19 protein-coding genes are annotated in these 20,269 nt (G+C 67.7%); 11 read left to right on the top strand and 8 right to left on the bottom strand.

Features of this window, described 5'->3' with window-relative positions; translation table 11 throughout:
• Window positions 1–9: 9 nt before the first annotated feature.
• Together purS and purQ are read left to right on the top strand one after the other, a co-directional pair.
• Window positions 10–249 (top strand): phosphoribosylformylglycinamidine synthase subunit PurS, encoded by a 240-nt coding sequence (gene purS / locus ACZY08_RS24060; RefSeq protein ID WP_454792204.1) that lies wholly within the window; start codon window positions 10–12, stop codon window positions 247–249.
• On the top strand, window positions 246–920 hold the full coding sequence (gene purQ, locus ACZY08_RS24055) for a phosphoribosylformylglycinamidine synthase subunit PurQ (protein ID WP_463747033.1): 675 nt from the start codon (window positions 246–248) through the stop codon (window positions 918–920). The genes purS and purQ overlap by 4 nt, the downstream gene beginning before the upstream one ends.
• A 54-nt stretch (window positions 921–974) precedes the next feature.
• Here purQ and ACZY08_RS24050 read toward each other — a convergent pair whose 3' ends face one another.
• Both ACZY08_RS24050 and ACZY08_RS24045 read right to left on the bottom strand, forming a co-directional pair.
• Window positions 975–1,772 carry a family 1 encapsulin nanocompartment shell protein gene (locus ACZY08_RS24050; RefSeq protein ID WP_463747034.1) on the bottom strand — a complete coding sequence of 266 codons (798 nt, stop codon included), beginning with the start codon at window positions 1,770–1,772 and terminating at the stop codon, window positions 975–977.
• Window positions 1,769–2,800 (bottom strand): Dyp-type peroxidase, encoded by a 1,032-nt coding sequence (locus ACZY08_RS24045; protein WP_463747035.1) that lies wholly within the window; start codon window positions 2,798–2,800, stop codon window positions 1,769–1,771. The genes ACZY08_RS24050 and ACZY08_RS24045 overlap by 4 nt, the downstream gene beginning before the upstream one ends.
• Before the next feature lie 50 nt (window positions 2,801–2,850).
• Here ACZY08_RS24045 and ACZY08_RS24040 point away from each other — a divergent pair, with 50 nt between their 5' ends.
• Window positions 2,851–4,113 (top strand): M18 family aminopeptidase, encoded by a 1,263-nt coding sequence (locus ACZY08_RS24040; RefSeq protein ID WP_463747036.1) that lies wholly within the window; start codon window positions 2,851–2,853, stop codon window positions 4,111–4,113.
• A gap of 34 nt (window positions 4,114–4,147) precedes the next feature.
• Window positions 4,148–4,495, top strand: coding sequence for a VOC family protein (locus ACZY08_RS24035; protein ID WP_463747037.1), 348 nt, complete (start codon window positions 4,148–4,150; stop codon window positions 4,493–4,495).
• Window positions 4,496–4,520: 25 nt separating this feature from the next.
• On the opposite strand, the gene ACZY08_RS24030 is transcribed toward ACZY08_RS24035, so the two are convergent.
• A complete protein-coding gene (locus ACZY08_RS24030; RefSeq protein WP_463747038.1) occupies window positions 4,521–5,501 on the bottom strand; it encodes a hypothetical protein in 981 nt (326 codons plus the stop codon).
• 103 nt (window positions 5,502–5,604) lie between these two features.
• Between ACZY08_RS24030 and purL the strand changes: the two genes are divergently transcribed.
• The 3 genes from purL to ACZY08_RS24015 are packed head-to-tail and all read left to right on the top strand — an operon-like array spanning window position 5,605 to window position 10,273.
• A complete protein-coding gene (gene purL / locus ACZY08_RS24025; RefSeq protein WP_463747233.1) occupies window positions 5,605–7,899 on the top strand; it encodes a phosphoribosylformylglycinamidine synthase subunit PurL in 2,295 nt (764 codons plus the stop codon).
• Window positions 7,896–9,623, top strand: coding sequence for an alpha/beta hydrolase (locus ACZY08_RS24020; RefSeq protein ID WP_463747039.1), 1,728 nt, complete (start codon window positions 7,896–7,898; stop codon window positions 9,621–9,623). The genes purL and ACZY08_RS24020 overlap by 4 nt, the downstream gene beginning before the upstream one ends.
• On the top strand, window positions 9,623–10,273 hold the full coding sequence (locus ACZY08_RS24015) for an Rv0804 family intramembrane glutamic endopeptidase (protein WP_463747040.1): 651 nt from the start codon (window positions 9,623–9,625) through the stop codon (window positions 10,271–10,273). The genes ACZY08_RS24020 and ACZY08_RS24015 overlap by 1 nt, the downstream gene beginning before the upstream one ends.
• Here ACZY08_RS24015 and ACZY08_RS24010 read toward each other — a convergent pair.
• Together ACZY08_RS24010 and ACZY08_RS24005 are read right to left on the bottom strand one after the other, a co-directional pair.
• Window positions 10,194–11,459 (bottom strand): hypothetical protein, encoded by a 1,266-nt coding sequence (locus ACZY08_RS24010; RefSeq protein ID WP_463747041.1) that lies wholly within the window; start codon window positions 11,457–11,459, stop codon window positions 10,194–10,196. The two genes, ACZY08_RS24015 and ACZY08_RS24010, sit on opposite strands and share 80 nt — an antisense overlap.
• A gap of 63 nt (window positions 11,460–11,522) precedes the next feature.
• Window positions 11,523–12,695, bottom strand: coding sequence for an MCE family protein (locus ACZY08_RS24005; protein WP_463747234.1), 1,173 nt, complete (start codon window positions 12,693–12,695; stop codon window positions 11,523–11,525).
• Between the two features lie 51 nt (window positions 12,696–12,746).
• On the opposite strand from ACZY08_RS24005, the gene ACZY08_RS24000 reads away from it, so the two are divergent.
• Window positions 12,747–13,142 (top strand): sterol carrier family protein, encoded by a 396-nt coding sequence (locus tag ACZY08_RS24000; RefSeq protein WP_463747042.1) that lies wholly within the window; start codon window positions 12,747–12,749, stop codon window positions 13,140–13,142.
• 1 nt (window position 13,143) lies between these two features.
• On the opposite strand, the gene ACZY08_RS23995 is transcribed toward ACZY08_RS24000, so the two are convergent.
• The gene (locus ACZY08_RS23995) at window positions 13,144–14,496 is read right to left on the bottom strand and encodes a DoxX family protein (protein ID WP_463747235.1); all 1,353 of its coding nucleotides are present in this window, start codon (window positions 14,494–14,496) and stop codon (window positions 13,144–13,146) included.
• Between the two features lie 211 nt (window positions 14,497–14,707).
• Between ACZY08_RS23995 and purF the strand changes: the two genes are divergently transcribed.
• The gene (gene purF, locus ACZY08_RS23990; protein ID WP_463747043.1) at window positions 14,708–16,249 is read left to right on the top strand and encodes an amidophosphoribosyltransferase; all 1,542 of its coding nucleotides are present in this window, start codon (window positions 14,708–14,710) and stop codon (window positions 16,247–16,249) included.
• Window positions 16,250–16,361: 112 nt separating this feature from the next.
• Complete coding sequence (gene purM / locus ACZY08_RS23985; protein ID WP_463747044.1) at window positions 16,362–17,453, top strand: phosphoribosylformylglycinamidine cyclo-ligase; 1,092 nt, start codon at window positions 16,362–16,364, stop codon at window positions 17,451–17,453.
• Window positions 17,454–17,535: 82 nt separating this feature from the next.
• Here the strand turns inward: purM and ACZY08_RS23980 are convergent, their stop codons facing one another.
• Window positions 17,536–17,709, bottom strand: a complete 174-nt coding sequence (locus tag ACZY08_RS23980; RefSeq protein WP_082449106.1) for a DUF3073 domain-containing protein — start codon at window positions 17,707–17,709, stop codon at window positions 17,536–17,538.
• Window positions 17,710–17,972: 263 nt separating this feature from the next.
• Window positions 17,973–19,067 (bottom strand): CAF17-like 4Fe-4S cluster assembly/insertion protein YgfZ, encoded by a 1,095-nt coding sequence (gene ygfZ / locus ACZY08_RS23975; RefSeq protein ID WP_463747045.1) that lies wholly within the window; start codon window positions 19,065–19,067, stop codon window positions 17,973–17,975.
• A gap of 163 nt (window positions 19,068–19,230) precedes the next feature.
• Here ygfZ and ACZY08_RS23970 point away from each other — a divergent pair, with 163 nt between their 5' ends.
• Window positions 19,231–20,109 carry an aminodeoxychorismate lyase gene (locus tag ACZY08_RS23970; RefSeq protein WP_463747046.1) on the top strand — a complete coding sequence of 293 codons (879 nt, stop codon included), beginning with the start codon at window positions 19,231–19,233 and terminating at the stop codon, window positions 20,107–20,109.
• The last annotated feature ends 160 nt before the right edge of the window (window positions 20,110–20,269 follow it).

The following is a 20,269-nucleotide window of genomic DNA, read 5'->3' as shown; positions in this document are numbered from 1 at the left end:
GTGTGCGCCGTGGCAAAGGTGGTTGTGCACGTCATGCCCAAGGCGGAGATCCTCGACCCTCAGGGGCAGGCAATCGTCGGGGCACTTGGTCGGCTTGGACATGGTGGTATCTCGGACGTCCGTCAGGGCAAGCGTTTCGAGCTCGAAGTCGACGACTCCGTAGCTGACGAAACTCTGGCCGAGATCGCCGAATCTCTGCTGGCCAACACGGTTATCGAGGACTTTTCGGTGAGCCGGGAGGGGTCGTGAGCACCCGTGTCGGGGTGATCACCTTCCCCGGGACGCTCGACGACGTCGACGCGTCCCGCGCGGTACGTCTGGCCGGGGCCGAGGCGGTCAGCCTGTGGCACGCCGACGCCGACCTCAAGGGCGTGGACGCAGTCGTCGTCCCCGGCGGTTTCTCCTACGGCGACTACCTACGCTGCGGGGCGATCGCGAAGTTCGCACCGGTCATGGGCTCGGTCGTCGAAGCTGCCGGTCGCGGCATGCCGGTGCTCGGTATCTGCAACGGCTTTCAGGTGTTGTGCGAGGCCGGCTTGTTGCCCGGTGCGCTGACCCGCAACGCCGGCCTGCATTTCATCTGCCGTGACACGTGGCTGGAAGTGGCCTCCAACACCACGGCGTGGACGACCCGGTACGACGCCGGCGCCGACCTGCTTATCCCGCTGAAATCGGGGGAGGGTCGCTATGTCGCCTCCGAAGCCGTGCTCGACGAGCTCGAGGGTGAGGACCGCGTGGTCTTCCGTTACCGCGAGAACCTCAACGGCTCGATGCGCGGCATCGCCGGCGTGTGCTCGGCCAACCGCCGCGTCGTCGGTCTGATGCCGCATCCCGAACACGCCACCGAGGCGTTGACCGGTCCGTCCGATGACGGGCTCGGGTTGTTCTACTCCGCGCTGGACGCGGTTCTCTCGGTCTAGGTCCCCTCAAACGCCACGGGCGTGCGCGAACACGCACGCCCGCAGCGCAGCGGATCAGGCAGTGAGTGCGACCGAGGCCTCGGCGGTGTAGGCCAGGAACGTCAGCGTCTCCTGCAGGTAGAGCTGCACGCTCTCGGCGTCGTGGGACAGGTAGCCGATAGACACGTCGGTGCCCAGCTGCAGGTCGAAATCCCCACCGCGGGTGGACAGTACGAACGCACCGTCGATCGCGGGAGCCCAGATGATCTCACCGTCGACCAAGCGGCTCAGGTGCTCGCGGATCGGGTAACCGTGCGCGGTGGTCTCGCTGACCTTGGTGTAGATCTCGGCCGAGAGCAGCACCGAGTACGGCCCGTCGACACCGGCCAGTCTCAGCTCCGAGAGCGCCTGGGCGATCACGTCGGGAATCTCGCGGGCATCGTCGGGCAGGGCCAGCGCCGGGTTGGAGCTGGAGCTGCGGATGCCTTCGATCGAGGCCGCCGGGTATCCCTCGAAGATCGCCCGGTCCTCGACGAACGCCAGCTTCTTGGCGGCATCCTTGACCGGATCCCAGTCGGAGTCCTGTGCGCCGCGCTCGACGTCGTCAATCGCGGTGCGCGACACCGTGAACGGAACCCGCAGGCGCACCAGCGGCCGCGCGCCGCGCAGGTGGGCGACCACGCCGTCGCCGGGCGACTTCACGTCGAGCAGATGCCCCGTGCTGACCGCCGCGGTGACCGGGCCGCCGGGCTCGCTGACATCGACCACGCGCCGGCCGGCGATGTGCCGCTTGAAGGTTCGGCTGGCCTCGAGTTCGATCTCGGCCCATGCCGACTCGGTGATCGGTGCGAGCTCGCGGTACAGGTTGTTCATTGCGGGATTCCTTTCAGACTGCCGATGCCGAGCGAGCCGTCGTGGTGGCCCTCAGTTGGTGAAGCTTCCTGCGCTGTCGCCCCTTCGTCCAACGACGGCAACGGTGGTGGATCATCCAGAAAGTCGATCGTGGGTGTGAAGAACAACCCACCGGTGACGGCGGTGGAGAAATCAAGGATCCGGTCGGTGTTCCCGGGCGGATCGCCGATGAACATGTTGGTCAACATCCGCTCGGTGACCGCCGGTGTGCGCGAATAACCGATGTAATACGTACCGAATTCGCCCTTGCCGATCTCACCGAACGGCATGTTGTGCCGGATGATCTTGAGCTCGTTGCCTGCGTCGTCTTCGATCACGTTGAGCGCAACGTGCGAATTGACCGGCTTGACCGCGTCGTCGAGCTCGATGTCGTCGAGTTTGGTGCGGCCGATCACCCGCTCCTGCTCCTCGGTGGACAGCGAATTCCAGGAACTCATGTCATGGGTGTACTTCTGCACGTGCACATAGCAGCCACCCGCGAAATCCGGGTCCTCCTCGCCGATCTGGCTGGCGCCGGCGGCCACCGAACCGTTCGGGTTCTCGGTGCCGTCGACGAAGCCGAGCAGATCGCGGTTGTCGAAGAACTTGAAGCCGTGCACCTCGTCGACGATCGTCACGGCGCCGGCCAGTGCGTCGGCGAATTTGGTGGCGAGCTCGAAACACACATCCATGGACTCCGCGCGCAGGTGGAACAGCAGGTCCCCCGGGGTCGCCGGAGCCCGGTGCCGTGGGCCGTCCAACGGAACGAATGGGTGCAGTTCGGCGGGACGCGGACCGGTGAACAACCGGTCCCAGGCATCGGACCCGATCGACACGATCGCCGAAAGGTGCTTGGTGGGATCACGGAAGCCGATGGCACGCACCAGACCAGAGATATCGGCCAGGGCGTCGTGGACCGTCGCCTCACCGCCCTCGACGATCGTCGCGACCATGAACACGGCGGCCGGCGTCAGCGGGGCCAGAACCGGCTGGGGCTGTGGAGCAGGCACATATTGGACCCTAACGTGGACCGCGCCGAAATCCCGGTCAAGATAGAGATATGCCAGCCAGCCCACAGAGCTTGTGCGAGTTCATCGACGCGTCGCCGTCTCCGTTCCACGTGTGCGCCACCGCCGCGCAACACTTGCGTGACGCGGGATTCACCGAGCTCGCCGAGACCGACAGCTGGCCGGGCTCGCGAGGAAAGTTCTTCACGGTGCGAGCGGGTTCGCTGGTGGCCTGGAACACCGAGGGCGCCGATGCCGCTGCGCCGTTCCGGGTTGTCGGCGGTCACACCGACAGCCCCAACCTCCGGGTCAAACAGCACCCGGACCGTGCCATCGCAGGCTGGCAGGTGGTGGCACTGCAACCGTACGGCGGGGCCTGGCTCAACTCCTGGCTGGACCGGGACCTCGGGATCAGCGGCCGGCTCTCGGTCCGCGACGGCAACCGCATCGAACATCGGCTGATCCGGATCGACGATCCGATCCTGCGCGTGCCCCAACTGGCCATCCATCTGTCTGAGGACCGCAAAGGTGTCAGCCCGGACCCGCAACGGCACGTCAACGCGGTGTGGGGGCTGGGGGAGCGGCCGCGGTCCTTCGTCGGATTCGTCGCCGAACGGGCCGGGGTCCAGGAGCGCGACGTGCTCGGTTTTGATCTGATGACCCACGACCTGACGCCGTCGGCGATCACCGGAGCCGACGCGGAGTTCGTCAGCGCACCCCGGTTGGACAACCAGGCGACCTGTTACGCCGGGCTGCAGGGCTTCCTGGCCGCCGGCTCGGGCACCCACGTGCCGGTGCTGGCGCTGTTCGACCACGAGGAGGTCGGCTCGACGTCGGATCACGGCGCCCAGTCGGAGCTGCTGCCGACGGTGCTGGAGCGCATCGTGCTCGCCGCAGGAGGCTCCCGGGAGGATTTCCTGCGCCGGGCGGCCGGCTCCATGGTGGCCTCCGGGGACATGGCGCACGCGACGCACCCGAACTACCCGGACCGTCACGAGCCCGGACACCTGATCGAGGTCAACGCCGGGCCCGTGCTCAAAGTCCAGCCCAACCTGCGCTATGCCACCGACGGACGCACCGCGGCGGCGTTCGCGCTGGCCTGCGATCAGGCCGGGGTGCCACTGCAGCGTTATGAGCATCGCGCCGACCTGCCGTGCGGGTCGACCATCGGGCCGATGACCTCGGCGCGCACCGGAATCCCGACCGTCGACGTGGGTGCGGCGCAGCTGGCCATGCACTCGGCGCGCGAGTTCATGGGCGCGGCCGACGTCGCCGCCTACTCGGCCGCATTGCAGGCATTTCTTTCGCCGAACTGACGTGGTGTCGCCGCCTCGGTCTATGGTCGGCGCCATGACGCTCTCGATGGAAATGATCACGTTCGACTGCGCGAATCCGGACACGCTCGCCGATTGGTGGGCACGGGCGGTCAGCGGCTCTGTGAATGCCTATGCACCAGGGGAATTCGTGCTTGTGCAACGCGATGGTGGTCCGAATCTGGGCTTTCAGCGGGTACCCGACCCGACTCCGGGCAAGAACCGCGTACATGTCGACTTCCACGCTGCGGACATGGAGGCCGAGGTAGCCCGGCTCGTGGGTCTCGGCGCCACCGAGACGGGCAGGCACAACTTCGGCGAAGAGTTCCGCTGGGTCGTGCTCACCGACCCGGCCGGCAACGCGTTCTGCATCGCGGGCGGATAACCGCCGGTAGCTCCCGCCGCCCGCGTCATGGCGGGCAGCTCTCGAACTGGGCGCGCAGCCTGGTCTGCAGGGCCTCGTCCGCAGCAATGCGCGGCTGCGGCTCCTGGGCATCCTTCGAACAACCACCGGGACGTACGGTGATGTGCGCATCGGCGACTTCGTAGACCATCGGTAGCCCCCAATTCTTGATGAGCTGCAGCTGGTCGATCAGAAGCCGATCCTCACCGGGACCGGTGGGTACAGCGTCGATCGAGAAGCGGGGCGGTTCCAGGTCGAATCCCCCTTTGGTGGGCGCGATCCGGTCGAGTGCCTCCCATAGCGTCAGCTGTTCCGGGGTGGGCAGGCCGTGGTGTGAACGGATGCTCGGTCCGCTGTTGCCGTCCACATCGACGATGTGCCAGTCCGCGGTCGAGTTCGGAAAGTCTGCGATCAGCTTCCGGACCGAGGCCGCGAACCCCGACGCGCTGAGCGGATCACTCACGTGGTCGTAACTGCGCAGGATCACCTTCAGGCTGGTGTTCGCCGGTCTCCAGGCGCCGTCGGGGGATGCCAACCCGACGATCTCGTACGCGTAGTCGCCCTGCGCCAGCTTGAGCCAGTCCTGCCACGGCGGTTCCGGGGTGGTCTTGGAAGGGTCGAAGCTGAGATACATCGTGGCGCCCGACTGGGCGGGGAAGGACGGGGCGGACCGTCTCACATTGAGGCCGGCGCCCAGCTCGCCGTACACCATCGATCCGTGGATCTGGTCGGCGAAGGTGCGGCCGAGCGCCGACAGTTGGTCAGCGGTGGCATCGGCACCGACGTAGACGTCGAAGCTCGCGGTGCGCACCCCGAACCCGCTGTTGCTCGAGACCGTATGTGTGACGAACGTGACGCCGGGCTGGTTCCTCAACACCTTGTCGATCAGGCCGGCCGACCACGAGCCTCTGAACTGGCAACAAGTGATGCCGAGCGCAAACACGACGCCGAAAATGGCCAGCCACACCTTCGGCCCGAGCTTCCGCATCCGCCGAGTATGCCGCTCGTCAGCGCGGTGCACCCGCGGTTGCCCGCGACCATGTGCGAGCAGCCATTAAGCTGGACCCGTGACGTCTGAGCTCACCCACGATATCGACACGGTGCAGCGGGCAGCCGCCACCCCTGATCAGCCCCAGCCGTACCGCGAACTCGGCCTCAAGGACGACGAGTACGAGCGGATTCGCGAGATCCTGGGTCGCCGCCCGACTGACGCCGAGCTGGCCATGTACTCGGTGATGTGGAGCGAACACTGCTCCTACAAGTCCTCCAAGGTGCACCTCCGCTACTTCGGTGAGACCACGACCGAGGAGATGCGCGCCGGCATGCTGGCCGGCATCGGCGAGAATGCCGGCGTCGTCGACATCGGCGACGGCTGGGCGGTCACCTTCAAGGTCGAGTCGCACAACCACCCGTCCTACGTGGAGCCCTACCAGGGTGCGGCCACGGGCGTCGGCGGCATCGTCCGCGACATCATGGCGATGGGTGCCCGGCCGGTGGCGGTCATGGATCAGCTGCGCTTCGGCGCGGCCGACGCGCCGGACACCCGCCGCGTGCTCGACGGCGTGGTGCGCGGTGTCGGCGGCTACGGCAACTCGCTGGGCCTGCCCAACATCGGCGGCGAGACGATCTTCGACCCCTCCTACGCGGGCAACCCGTTGGTCAACGCGCTGTGCGTCGGTGCGCTGCGCAAGGAAGACCTGCACCTGGCGTTCGCGTCGGGCACCGGTAACAAGATCATCCTGTTCGGCGCGCGCACGGGCCTCGACGGCATCGGCGGTGTCTCGGTGCTGGCGTCGGACACCTTCTCCGGCGACGAGAGCGGCGCGGGCCGCAAGAAGCTACCGAGCGTTCAGGTGGGCGATCCGTTCACCGAGAAGGTGCTCATCGAGTGTTGCCTCGAGCTGTACTCGGCCGGCCTGGTTGTCGGTATCCAGGACCTCGGCGGTGCCGGATTGTCCTGTGCCACTTCAGAACTCGCTTCCGCTGGCGACGGTGGCATGCACATCGAACTGGATCAGGTGCCGCTGCGGGCCAAGGACATGAACCCGGCCGAGGTGCTCTCCAGCGAATCGCAGGAACGCATGTGCGCCGTGGTGACGCCGGAGAACGTCGACGCGTTCCTGGCCGTGTGCCGCAAGTGGGAGGTGCTGGCCACCGTGATCGGTGAGGTCACCGACGGGGACCGGCTGCAGATCACCTGGCACGGCGACACCGTGGTGGACGTGCCGCCGCGCACCGTGGCCCACGAGGGCCCCGTCTACCAGCGCCCGGTCGCGCGTCCGGACACCCAGGACGCCTTGGTCGCCGACACCTCGGCCAAGCTGCCACGGCCCAAGACCGGTGACGAGCTCAAGGCCACCCTGCTGGCGCTGATCGGCAGCCCGCACCTGTGCAGCCGGGCGTTCATCACCGAGCAGTACGACCGATACGTGCGCGGCAACACCGTGCTGGCCGAGCATGCCGACGGCGGCGTCCTGCGCATCGACGAGACCACGGGCCGCGGCATCGCGGTCTCCACCGATGCCTCGGGCCGCTACACCCAGCTCGATCCGTACACCGGCGCGCAGCTGGCACTGGCCGAGGCCTACCGCAACGTCGCGGTCACCGGGGCCACCCCGGTCGCGGTGACCAACTGCCTCAACTTCGGCTCGCCCGAGGATCCCGGGGTGATGTGGCAGTTCAGCCAGGCCGTCCGCGGATTGGCCGATGGCTGTGCCGCCCTTGGTATTCCGGTTACCGGCGGCAACGTCAGCTTCTACAACCAGACCGGCTCCACCGCGATTCTGCCGACCCCGGTGGTGGGCGTGCTCGGGGTGTTGGAGGATGTGCGCCGACGTGTCCCTACGTCTTTCGGTACCGAACCGGGCGAGACACTGCTGCTGCTCGGCGACACCCACGACGAGTTCGACGGCTCGGTCTGGGCGCAGGTCACCGGTGATCACCTGGGCGGGGTTCCGCCGAAGGTGGACCTCGCCCGCGAGAAACTGCTCGCCGAGGTACTGACCGCCGCCTCGCGCGACGGGCTGATCTCGGCGGCCCACGACCTGTCCGAGGGCGGGCTCATCCAGGCCGTCGTCGAGGCTGCGCTGGCTGGTGAAACCGGTTGCCGTGTCATCCTTCCGGAGGACCTGACCGACGGCATCGACCCGTTTGTCTTCCTGTTCTCCGAGTCGGCGGGCCGGGTGCTGGTCGCCGTGCCGCGCACCGAGGAGAGCCGGTTCCGGGCGATGTGTGAGGCCCGGGATCTACCGGTCACGCGCGTCGGCGTGGTGGACCAGGGTCCAGACGGGGGAGAACCCGCCATCGAGGTCCAGGGACAGTTCAGTATTTCGCTAGCGGAGTTGCGGAGCACGTCGGAGGGCGTGCTGCCCGGGCTGTTCGGGTGACGAGGGAAAACCTCGACGAACGTCATCCTCTGCTGCGCTGGGCCTGGCGCCTGGTGCGACTGGACTTCACCGGTATTGCCGTCGGAGCCCTGTTCTTCTGCCTCTCACTGACCCCGTCCCTGCTGCCGCGCGACTGGTTGTTCGCCGGGCTGATCGGCGGTATCAACGCCGGGATCGGCTACGGCATCGGGGTGCTGCTGGGAAAAGTGCTGTACCGCTTCGTTTTACGGCGGAGGGCGTGGTGGCCCCCGGGCAAGCGGGTGTTACTCGGACTCAAGGCGGTCGTCGTCACCGGGGCGATCGTGGCGTCCATCCTGATGCTGATCCCCGCGGCTGCCTGGCAACGGCAGGTCTCGGCGCTGATGGGCATCGAGGGGCCGGCCACCCTCGGCTACCTGCGCACCCTGATCATCGCCGTCGCGGTGGCGGCCGCACTGATCGGCACCGCGCGGGTGCTGCGCGATGCCGTGCGGCTACTGGCCAGTGTGTTCATCCGGCGGTGGCGCCTGCACCGGGAGATGGCCCAGTTCATCGGCACTGCCATCGTGGTGGTGCTGGTCGTCACCTTGGTCAACGGGGTGCTCTACCGCGGGTTCCTGGCCGGTGCCAGCCGCGTGTTCCAGCCGCAGGACACCACCACCGGCGACGGCATCAGCCAACCCGCCGAACCTCAGAGGTCAGGCAGCCCAGACTCATTCGCGGCCTGGGACTCCCTCGGCTTTCAGGGCCGCAACTTCGTCGCATCCGGCCCGCGTGCCGCCGAGCTCGAGACGGTCAACGGTTCCCCGGCCAAGGAACCTATCCGGGTATACGCCGGTCTGCACACCGGAAACTCCGATGATCAGCGGATCGCGGTGTTGCTCAGCGAACTTGAGCGTACGCACGCCTTCGATCGCAGGCTGTTGGTCATCGTGCCGACCACCGGTACCGGCTGGGTCAACCCGGTGGCCGCCCGCGCACTGGAGCTGATGTACAACGGCGACACCGCGATGGTCGGCATGCAGTATTCCTATCTCCCGAGCTGGATCTCGTTCATGGGCGACCAAGAGAAGTCGATGAACAACGGCCGGTTGATGATCGACGCGATCCATGCCCGTTGGGAGCAGCTGCCTCCCGGGCACCGTCCCAAGTTGGTGCTCTACGGGGAGAGCCTGGGTTCGATGGCCGGGCAGGGCGCATTCAGCTGGCTGCCCGACATCTCCCGGATGGACTTCTCCTCGGTGCTGTGGGTCGGGCCGCCCAACGCAAGCCCGTTGTGGCGCGGCCTGATCGCGCGCCGGGATCCGGGCACCCCGGAGGTACGCCCCCGTTACGACAATGGTCGCACCGTCCGGTTCTCCGAGGCCGCCGACGCCGCCGAGATCGCCGACGACACCGCCCCACCGTGGGAAGGCACTCGCGTGCTGTTCCTGCAGCACCCGTCCGACCCGATCATCTGGTGGTCGAGCGATCTGCTGTTCTCCGAACCGGATTGGCTGGTCGAGCCGCCGGGTGGGGACCGCACCGCCTCGATGCGCTGGTATCCGATCATCACGTTCTGGCAGGTGGCCGCCGACATCACCAACGCATCGAGCGTCCCCGACGGGCACGGGCACAACTACGGCGAATCGGTGCTCGACGGGTGGGCTGCGGTGGCCCCGCCGGACGGCTGGACGCCCGACGACACCGAACGCATCCGGTTGGTGCTGGAGAAGGCCGCGGCCGAAGACGGACCCGAATACTGATGGCGGCCAGCCAAATTCGTGCCGTGGCGCTGGCGGCAGGGCTGGTGACATGGAACGGCCTGGTCGATCCGAGGCTGCCGGCCAGGTGGCAGCCGCTGGTGCGGGCGGCCCTCGGTGGCGTGCTCATGTTCGGCGCGGGAGCCCGGCCGGGGCTACGGCCTCCGGCGGTGTGGTCGGGTCTGCGCCTGGGTGCGGCCGCCGCGACCGCGGTGAGCGCCGGTGTCGCAGCGACGTCGACGGTGCCGGTGGTCCGCACCGGGATGCGCGAAAAGGTCCTGCCCGAACAGCCGGGCAGCTGGCTGGCGGTGCGGATCCCGCTCGGGACCGTGTGGCCGGAGGAGGCGGCCTTTCGCGGCGCACTCGGCAAGGTCGGCGCCGACGCATTCGGCCCGGCCGGCGGTCAGGCGTTGCAGGCCGCTGCTTTCGGGTTGTCACACATCGCCGACGCCCGTGCCGCAGGCCAACCCGTGATTCCGACCGTGCTGGTCACCGGGATTGCCGGGTGGGTGTTCGGCTGGCTGGCGCAGCGTTCGGCGAGTCTGACCGCGCCGATGCTGGCGCACCTGGCGATCAATGAAGCGGGCGCGCTGGCTGCACTGGCCTACCAAGCCGCGCCAGCAGCGCTGCCACCGCGACGATCGCGGCCGTGACGATCAGGGGCCACAACGTGGGCATCGAGAAATCGGTGACCCGCAGCGGGATCAACACCACACAGACCGCCACCACGGCCAGGATCAGCCGCGGTGTCTGCTGTGCCGCAGCGGAACCCTCGATACGCGAATTAGCCTCGGCGACAAGCACATAGACCACCAGAAGGAGCAATGCCGGGATTGCCATCTGCAGCCTCCCGAGGTGATCCTGGAACCGGGAGAACGCCATGGCCAGCAAGCACATCGCCGCGGGAACCAGTAGCGCCACCTCCGGACCGGAACCGAAGAGCCGCCCCGCGACCCGGGTGGCCGCCCACATCAGGGCCAGCAAGGCGGCCGAGCCCAGACACAACGCGCCGGTGGTGAACCAGTAGAACCCGGCGTCGGCGAAGAACTCGGAGATGATCAGTGAGAGATTCACCGCAGTGCTGTGAAACCCGCCGGTCGCGCCGATGTTGGCAGCCGCCAGCAGGGCCACCGCGCCGAGCGCTGTGACCCCTACTGCGGTGCCCACCGGGCGCGCCACCGACTCCAGACGTCCGCTCACCACGGTCGCCGCCTCGAAACCGACCAGGCCGAGGCCGAGCGGTATGGCCGCTGCGGTGGCCAGCAGGACCGAATCGACGTGGGTGCTCCCCATCTCCATCGGCGGTGTGCCCGTCGCCACCCGGGCCACGATCGCGAGCGCAAGGTAGAGGAAGATCAGCAGGCCCACGCCGGCCAGTGCGGCCGCCGTCGCGCCTACCGCCCGGGTGGGCAGGTAGGCCACCACAGCGCCGGCGATGACCACCACGGCCACCGACCAGCCTGGCCACCACCACCCGGCCAGCGCGGTCTCGAGGTCCGGTGCGCCGGTCAAGGGCTGCAACGCCAGTGTCAGGGCGGCACCCACACCAAGGAGCACATACGCTGCCAGTTGGATGAGGCTGGTGAACCGCCCGGCCGCAGGTCCGACGGTGGAGGCGACGAGGTCACCTGTCGACACCGCCTGCGGCGCGTGCCGGTGCAGGCGGGCGAATGCGAACACCAACACCGCCGCGATCGCCGCGGCGCTCAGGCCGGCCACCCCGTTGAAGATCGCGGCGCCGATCGGTGCCAGGGACAGGCCGATCGCGCGCCAGGCCGGAAGCGGAGGGGGCCAGGCTGTGGGGGGCCCGGGGCTCGCCGGTACTGCGCGTTTAGGCATCGGCACTACCGTTCACAAAGTCCCCTCTCACCCGAAATCCCCTGGATCAAGATCGTAGAGTCGTCACGGGTTGATCGTGGGCTCACCGATCTGTCGGCCCCAGACGTAATCGTTGAAAATCGGTGAGCCGAGTTCGACATGGTTGTACGGCGCGATCGACAGCCCGGTGTCCATCACCAGATACGGTGCGGGCCACAGGTCGGCGGTGATCGGCTTCCAGCAGCCGGGCTTGCCCTCGGGCCCGCCCTTGGCGTTGACGCGCGGCAGATTGTCCGGATAGACGTACATGTTCCCCACACCGATGCTCGACAAGGTCCCCGTGCTTTCGAAGGAATATCCGTTGTCGCCGCCGAACGTCGCATAGAAAGCGGGCGCGACGTCGTGGTAGTTGCGGATCGTGCAGAAGAGCTGTCCCTGATATTTGTCGAACAGCTTCGACGTCGGGATCAGATCCTGCGCGCCACGCTGCAGATACGGACCGCCGCGCTCGAGGATGTCGGAACCGGTCCCGGCGAAACCGATCGCCGCGACCAGCGCGGCGTCGAGTTGACCGCGCTGGGCGTAGAAGGTGGCGGCGCTGTTCGCGGCGTCGGCGAGACCGTCGAACAGGTCAGGTCCGGCCGCCGCATAGCGTTCGCCGAGATCGGCCAGGGCGGCGATGTCATGGCGCAGCGCAGGCAAGCGTGGGTTCACATCGTCGAGGATGGTGTTGCCGTCTGCCAGCGACTGCCCGAAGGCGTTGCCCAGCCCGGTCAATGCCTGGGCGGTGGCGGACAAGGTCTGGTTCAGCTTGATCGGGTCGACCTGTTCGGTGATCGCGGTGATCGTCTCGAACAGCGTGTTGAACTCGGTGGTAACCGCCGTGACGTCGAGCGGGGTCGATGTCGAAACCCGTTGCGGGCTCGGATGTTCCGGAGATGTGAAGGCCACGTATTTATTGCCGAATACGGTGGTCGCCTGGATCGAGGTCTGCACGTTGGCCGGCAGCAGGTCGAGGTACTTCGGGTTGATGTCGAGATGCACCAGAGCCCGGACCGGATCGGAGTCGGCGCTCACCGCACCCACCCGGCCGATCGGAACACCGTTGTAGGTCACCTTCGAACCCGGATCGAGGACCAGGCCCGCGCGCGAGGCCAGCAGTGTCAGCGGTGCCTTGGGTTCGAAAGCGCCCCGGAACTGCGCCACGATCACCGCCAGGATCAGCCCGACGATCACAAGAAACACCGCACCGGCCATGCGGTACGGCGGATTTCGGTGATCGGCAAACACTTTGCGAGACTCTATGGCATGGCCGCGCGAGGCAGTGTCGATCCACTAAAGACCAAGGCGGCGGTCGCCGTCGTGGCCGACTGGCTGCGCGCACCCACTCAACCGGAACCCGCCCGCACCGAACTGGCGGAGGCGGTCCGGCTGACGGCGCGCACGCTGGCCGCAATGGCTCCGGGTGCCAGCGTCGAGGTGCGGGTGCCCCCCTTCGTCGCCGTGCAGTGCATCGCCGGGCCGCGACACACCCGCGGCAATCCGCCGAACGTGGTGGAAACCGACCCGCGGACCTGGCTGCTGCTGGCCACCGGACTGCTCGACCTCGACGCGGCCGGTTCCGCGGTGCAGATGTCGGGATCGCGGGCCGGTGAGGTGGCGCGGTGGTTGCCGCTCGTGCCGCTGGGAGACCGACCTCACTGATTCATCTGAAGTACGGGTACTCCTGCACCCAGTGGAAGCCCCGGTTACGCAAAGTAAATTGGTCGAGTTCCATCCGGTCCAGCCGGATCGTGACGTTGCGGCCGGACAACTCGCCGGTGAGCCGCAATTCCTGCGGTGACGGTCGCGACGCGGTCAGGTTGGCCAGAGGTGAGCCGTCGGGTCCCGACACCGTCAGCCGGTCCCCGTCGACCTTGACCGGGGCATCCACCAATTCGCCGTTCATCTGCTGATAGGTCAGCACCTCGGGCAGGTCGAAAACGACCCGCTGCCAACGGTGTTGATCGGTGGTCAGCGGAGGCGCCGTCCTGCCGTCGACATCGAAGCGGCTCACCGTCCAGATTCCGTACAACTCGGGTTTGACGCGGCCACCGCCGTACTCGCTCCAGCTCTGCCAGCCGACCAGTACACAACCGGCGACCATCCAGATGCCCAGCGCGGCCTGCACCCGGGCCGCGATGATGTTGGCCCGCCGATCAGCGAACAACTCGGGCTGGCCGGCCGGCTCGGTGGGCCGCTGCAGGACCAGGAAGTCGGCCAATCGGCGGTACTGCGGGACCAGCAGCACCAGACCCATCAACAGCAGATGTCCGGACAGAATCTTGACCGGCACATCGAAGGTCATGTTCAGCAGGAACACCTGCGCCATGCTGGCCACGCCCAGCAGCGCGCCCAGCGTCGCGGTCCGTGGCAGGAAGAGCAGCAGCCCGGCGGCCACCTCGACCGCGCCCAGTGCCATCTCGTACGGATGGGAACTGCCCACCTGCAGCCACAGCACCGAGGCCGGGCTGAACTCGCCGTACGGGCGCAGCAACGCCGCCAACGGCGGGGCCGGCATCTGCGTCGGGATGAGCTTGGCGAATCCGTAGAAGAGCATCTGCCCCGCCACGCACAGTCTCAGAAATGTCAGGAACCAGGCCCACAGCCGCGAGTAGTCCCGCCGTCGCCGGTCCACCCACGACCACACCGCGGTGCCGACAGCGGCGACGACCAACAGGCAGAACATCATGACCCAGATCGCGGCTTGATCCCCGCTGCCGGAATCTCGGTGCAGCGCCGCCTCGATCCCGAAGACGTGACTGCCGACCCAGCGCAGCACGGGGTCCAGCACCGTCATCTGCCACATCACCGCCTGCTCCGGCAGCCAGTGGCTGATGACCCCCAGGAAGGTAAAGGTGATCTGCGCGAACAACAGACAGAAGAGGCCGAAGTACAGAAAACAGAACCGGAATGCGATCTTCGTCACCTCCGGCCACGGTTGCCGCGGGTCGGTCGCGTCGGAATCGGGGGGATCGGTTGTCGGATTCTCCGAGAGTTGGCGCGTCACGAAAACCATCCTTGCCGTTGGCATGTGGTGGGTCGATGGGGTTATCCCGACGGATTCGGGTGCGGCCGGCCACACCATCGTGCAGCCGCGGCGGAATGACGATGGTGCCGTCCGCTGTTGTAAAAGCCGGTGTCAGAACGGCCATTCGATTCTTTGCTTGGCCCCACTGGACCGTAGACTCGGTTATGTCACCAACCGCCGCCCCGGGAGCAGCCCTATCGTGACTGGTCAGCAACTCGACGAGAACGAACCGCGCGAGGAATGCGGCGTATTCGGGGTCTGGGCCCCGGGTGAAGACGTCGCAAAGCTCAGCTACTACGGCCTGTACGCGCTGCAGCACCGTGGCCAGGAGGCTGCGGGCATTGCGGTTTCCGACGGGTCGCAGATCCTTGTGTTCAAGGATCTCGGTCTGGTCAGCCAGGTGTTCGACGAGCAGACCCTGGCCGCGATGCCGGGCCATGTCGCCGTCGGGCACTGCCGTTACTCCACCACCGGGTCCACCACGTGGGAGAACGCCCAGCCGGTCTTCCGCAATACCGCCGCCGGAACCGGCGTCGCACTCGGCCACAACGGCAACCTGGTCAACACCGCCGAACTGGCCACCCGGGCCCGCGCCGCCGGGCTGATCGACAACAGATCGTCGACGGGCACGATCGCCGCTACGACGGACTCCGACATCCTGGGCGCGCTGCTGGCCCATGGTGCCGCCGACGCGACCCTGGAACAGGCCGCCCTGGAGCTGCTGCCCACGGTGCGCGGAGCCTTCTGCCTGACCTTCATGGACGAGAACACCCTCTACGCCGCACGCGATCCGCACGGGGTGCGTCCGCTCGCCCTGGGCCGGCTGGACCGCGGCTGGGTCGTCGCCTCGGAGACCGCCGCGCTCGACATCGTCGGTGCCTCGTTCGTCCGCGACATCGAACCCGGTGAGCTGCTGGCCATCGACGCCGATGGCGTGCGGTCGACCCGGTTCGCCAACCCCGAACCCAAGGGCTGCGTCTTCGAGTACGTCTATCTGGCCCGCCCGGACAGCACGCTGGTGGGCCGTTCGGTACACGCCACGCGCGTCGACATCGGCCGTCGGCTCGCCCGCGAGCACCCGGTCGACGCCGACCTGGTGATCGGGGTCCCCGAGTCGGGCACGCCGGCCGCTGTTGGTTACGCGCAGGAATCCGGGATTCCGTTCGGCCAGGGCCTGATGAAGAACGCCTATGTGGGCCGCACGTTCATCCAGCCCTCGCAGACCATCCGGCAGCTGGGTATCCGGCTCAAGCTCAACCCGCTACGGGAAGTGATCCGCGGCAAACGGCTGATCGTCGTCGACGATTCGATCGTGCGCGGCAATACCCAGCGCGCACTGGTCCGCATGCTTCGTGAGGCCGGAGCGCTGGAGGTCCACGTCCGGATCGCCTCGCCGCCGGTGCGCTGGCCGTGCTTCTACGGCATCGACTTCGCCACCCCGGCCGAGCTGATCGCCAACGCCGCACCCGCCGAGCACCAGGGCGAGATGCTGGAGGCGGTACGGCACGCCATCGGAGCCGACAGCCTGGGCTACATCTCCCAGCAGGGCATGATCGCGGCCACCGAACAGCCCACGACCCGGCTGTGTTCGGCCTGCTTCGACGGGAACTACCCGATCGAGCTGCCCGGCGAGACCGCGCTGGGCAAGAACGTCGTCGAGCAGATGCTGGCCACCGCGGCGCGCACCGGTGTCCCGCTGCAGCCCGACAACGACAACGCATCGGCGCTCAGGCGCCCTTGAGGTCTCCGACCTCGTGGCGTCCTTGAGGCCCTGACAGTTCCCCTGCTTTGAGGGGTCCTTAACGCCTCCTGCGCTATACCCCCGCAATGCCGGGGCGGTAACCTTGCTTGCGATGACTAAGGGCGCCGAACAGCACGGCATCGCCGAACACAGCAGCATTTCCTACGCCTCGGCCGGAGTGGACATCGAAGCCGGTGACCGCGCCGTCGAGCTCTTCAAGCCCCTCGCCGCGAAGGCGACCCGTCCGGAGGTCAGGGGTGGCCTGGGCGGCTTTGCCGGGTTGTTTGCCCTGCGGGGCGGATACCGCGAGCCGGTGCTGGCCGCCTCGACCGACGGCGTGGGCACCAAGCTCGCCGTGGCGCAGGCCATGGACAAGCACGACACCGTCGGGCTCGACCTGGTCGCGATGGTGGTCGACGACCTCGTGGTGTGCGGCGCCGAACCACTGTTCCTGCAGGACTACATCGCAGTCGGCCGCACCGTTCCGGAGCGGGTCAGCGCGATCGTGTCCGGTATCGCCGAAGGTTGCATCCAGGCGGGCTGCGCATTGCTGGGCGGCGAGACGGCCGAACATCCCGGACTGATGGAACCCGACCACTACGACATCTCCGCGACCGGTGTCGGCATCGTCGAAGCCGACAACGTGCTCGGGCCCGACCGGGTCCGACCCGGCGACGTGATCATCGCCATGGCATCCAGCGGACTGCATTCCAACGGCTACTCGCTGGCCCGCAAGGTGCTACTGGAGATCGACCGGATGAACCTGGCCGGTCACGTCGAGGAGTTCGGCCGCACGCTCGGCGAGGAACTGCTGGAGCCGACCCGCATCTACGCCAAGGACTGCCTGGCGCTGGCCGCCGAGACCCAGGTCCGCACGTTCTGCCACGTCACCGGCGGCGGGTTGGCGGGCAACCTGGAGCGTGTCGTGCCCCACGGACTGACCGCAGAACTGGATCGCGGTACGTGGACGCCGGCACCCGTGTTCCAGATGATCGCCCAGCGCGGACGCGTCGAGCGTGCAGAGATGGAGAAGACGCTCAACATGGGTGTCGGAATGGTCGCGGTCGTCGCCCCTGAGGACACCGACCGTGCGCTGGCAATCCTGACCGCACGTCACCTGGACTGCTGGACGCTGGGAACCGTGAAGAAGGGCGGCAAGGACAGTGTGCGCGCCCAGCTGGTTGGACAGCATCCGCGGTTTTAGGCGTTAGACAGGTCGCGCTGATATGCCACGTGCGCTATCAGCGCGACCTGAATCTAAGTTCTACAACGAAAGTGGCGACGGCTCAGCGCCGCCAGTCATCCTCGCCCGACCAGTCTTCGGCGTCGTCATTGGCGTCACCGGAATCGGGAGATCCCGACAGCTCACGTTGGAGCTGACTGAAGTCGGTATTCGGCGAGCTGTACTTCAGGTCACGTGCAACCTTGGTCTGCTTTGCCTTAGCCCGGCCGCGGCCCATGGGGGACCCCCTCGCGCAATAACGGAGCGGCCCAATAACTAGGCGGCTCCGATCTGTGTGTCTTTATTGTCCTGCCAACACTTTACCGTGCCCGCCCGCGAAGTGCTCTCAGGCCCTGCCTCATGGTGAGCGGTGAGGGCCCGGCTGCCCTGCGTCGCCGCACGGCTGCACGACCGTCACCAGGATCGCGGAATTCGCGAAGAGACGGTCGTCACGTCGTCGTTGACCGGGTGAGTTTACGTGCTGATGCGCGGTTTTACGGACTAACCGTGCCGGAGTCGCTCGACGGCCGCGCGGCCGGCTCCGGCGGTGGTATCGGCGGCGGGCATGGAATCCGGGTCGATCACGGCCGGTGCCTGCGCCTCGGCCCCGGCGACCAGCTCGGTATCGACCGGTAATCCCCGCTTGAGCAGGGCCAACGCGATCGGGCCCTCGTCGGCGTGCTCGACGACGGTACCGATGCGGCCGACATTGCGTCCGCCCGCGGTCACCACGTCGCCGGTGACCGGCCGGTCGGCGGAACCGTCGAGTTGCAGGATCACCAGCATCCTGGGCGGTTTGCCCAGGTTGTGCACCCGCGCGACGGTCTCCTGGCCGCGGTAGCAGCCCTTGTCCAGGTGCACTGCTCCGACACCGGGTCCGCCGATCCAACCGACCTCGTGCGGGATGGTGCGCTCATCGGTGTCCACACCCAGGCGAGGACGCCGGGCCGCCACCCGATGGGCCTCATATGCCCACACCCCGGCGGGCCGGACACCAGCCTCGGTGAGCCGCCGGGTGTATTCGGCGACGGACTCGCGGGGCACCACCAGGTCCAGTTCGACTTCAGACCCGGGCAGGCGGCGCAGGAACCCGCCACCGGGCAGCGCCACCGCTGTAGCCTCCTGCGGCAGCGGGCCACAGCCCAGAGCCGCGATCACCTTGTCGTCGGCCAGGCCCGGCCCCAGCAGTGACAGCACCGCCAGATCGGCCGGCTCGATCTGGACATCGGACCAGAACACCATCTTGCGCAGGTACGCCAGCAGCGGCTCGCCCCGCCACGGCTCGGTGTCCACGTAGGTGGTGCCGTCGAGCTCGGTCTGGATCCAGTGATCTTCGACACGGCCCTGCAGATCCAGGCTGAGATTCTCGGTGACCGCACCGTCCGGCAACGCGCTGACGTGCTGGCTGGAGATGCTGTGCAGCCACGTCTGACGGTCCTTGCCGGCCAGTGTCAGCACCGCCCGGTGTGACCGGTCGACCAGGACCGCGGCGGCCGCTGCAGAGCGCTGCTCACCGAGCGGGTCACCGTAATGCCAGATCGCGCCGGCGTCGGGACCTGCCTCGGGCGCCGGAACCGCTGACGGTAGTGCAGTCATAGGCCAACTGTACGTTTGTCGCTCTTCGCCCAAGCCGCTCATCTGTCTTGTCGCTCTTCGCGCACGCGGCTCATCTGTCTTGTCGCTCTTCGCGCACGCGGCTCATCGGTCTTGTCGCTCTTCGCGCACGCGGCTCATCGGGCGCAAACTACGCTGGGGCCCCATGGCGAGCCCACCAGCCGTGCTGGTCACCCTTGACGGGCAGATCCACGACCCCGACGCCCCGCTGCTGCACGCCGACGATTTAGCCGCGGTACGCGGTGACGGGGTCTTCGAGACGCTGCTGGTGCGTGACGGCAGGCCCTGCCTGCTGGAGGCGCACCTGACCCGGCTGACCCAATCCGCCAAGATGCTGGATCTGCCGGAGCCCGACCTCGACGCCTGGCGGGCGGCGGTTGCGCTGGGGGCGCAGCGCTGGGTCGCGGGGAACGACGGCGACGGCGTGCTGCGTCTGGTGTACAGCCGAGGCCGTGAGAGCGGCGGCCCGGCGACCGCATTCGCCACCATCGGCGCACTGGCCGACCGGGTGGCCGGCGTGCGCCGCGACGGGTTGGCGGCGATCACCCTGGACCGTGGGTTGCCCTTGGGTGCCGGCGAGATGCCGTGGCTGGCAGCGGGCGCCAAGACCCTGTCCTATGCGGTGAACATGGCCGCGCTGCGGCACGCCGAAGATCACGGCGCCGGCGACGTGATCTTCGTGAGCTCCGACGGCTACGTACTGGAAGGTCCGCGCTCCACCGTGGTGATCGCGAGCGAAGGTCCCGACGGCCAGCCGCTGCTGCTGACCCCGCCGCCCTGGTACCCGATCCTGCGCGGCACCACCCAGCAAGCACTGTTCGAGGTGGCCCGCAACAAGGGCTACGACTGCGACTTCCGCGCGCTCAAACCGGCGGACCTGTTTACCGCGCAAGGGGTTTGGCTGATTTCCAGTATCACCCTCGCGGCTCGCGTGCACACGCTGGACGGTCAGCGACTGCCCGATGCGCCGCTGGCTGCCGACATCTCCGGCCTGGTGGACGCGGCGATCGTCTGCGATCGCTGAGCTGCGTATAAATCGCTTGTCGGGCTGGGCGGACGGGGGTAGCTTCGTTTGCACACAGGGAAGGAGGTGGTCCGTCAAGTGAATGACTTATGGACATGTGAGGTGGCTGCCCGCTAGCAGCGCCGGGGTAAAGCCTGCGCGCGCTGGCGAATTCCCCGCA

The sequence above is a fragment of the Mycobacterium sp. IDUB_9 genome (genome assembly GCF_055419505.1).
Note: the sequence above shows the minus strand (reverse complement) of the source record. Positions and strands in the feature narration are given on the sequence as shown.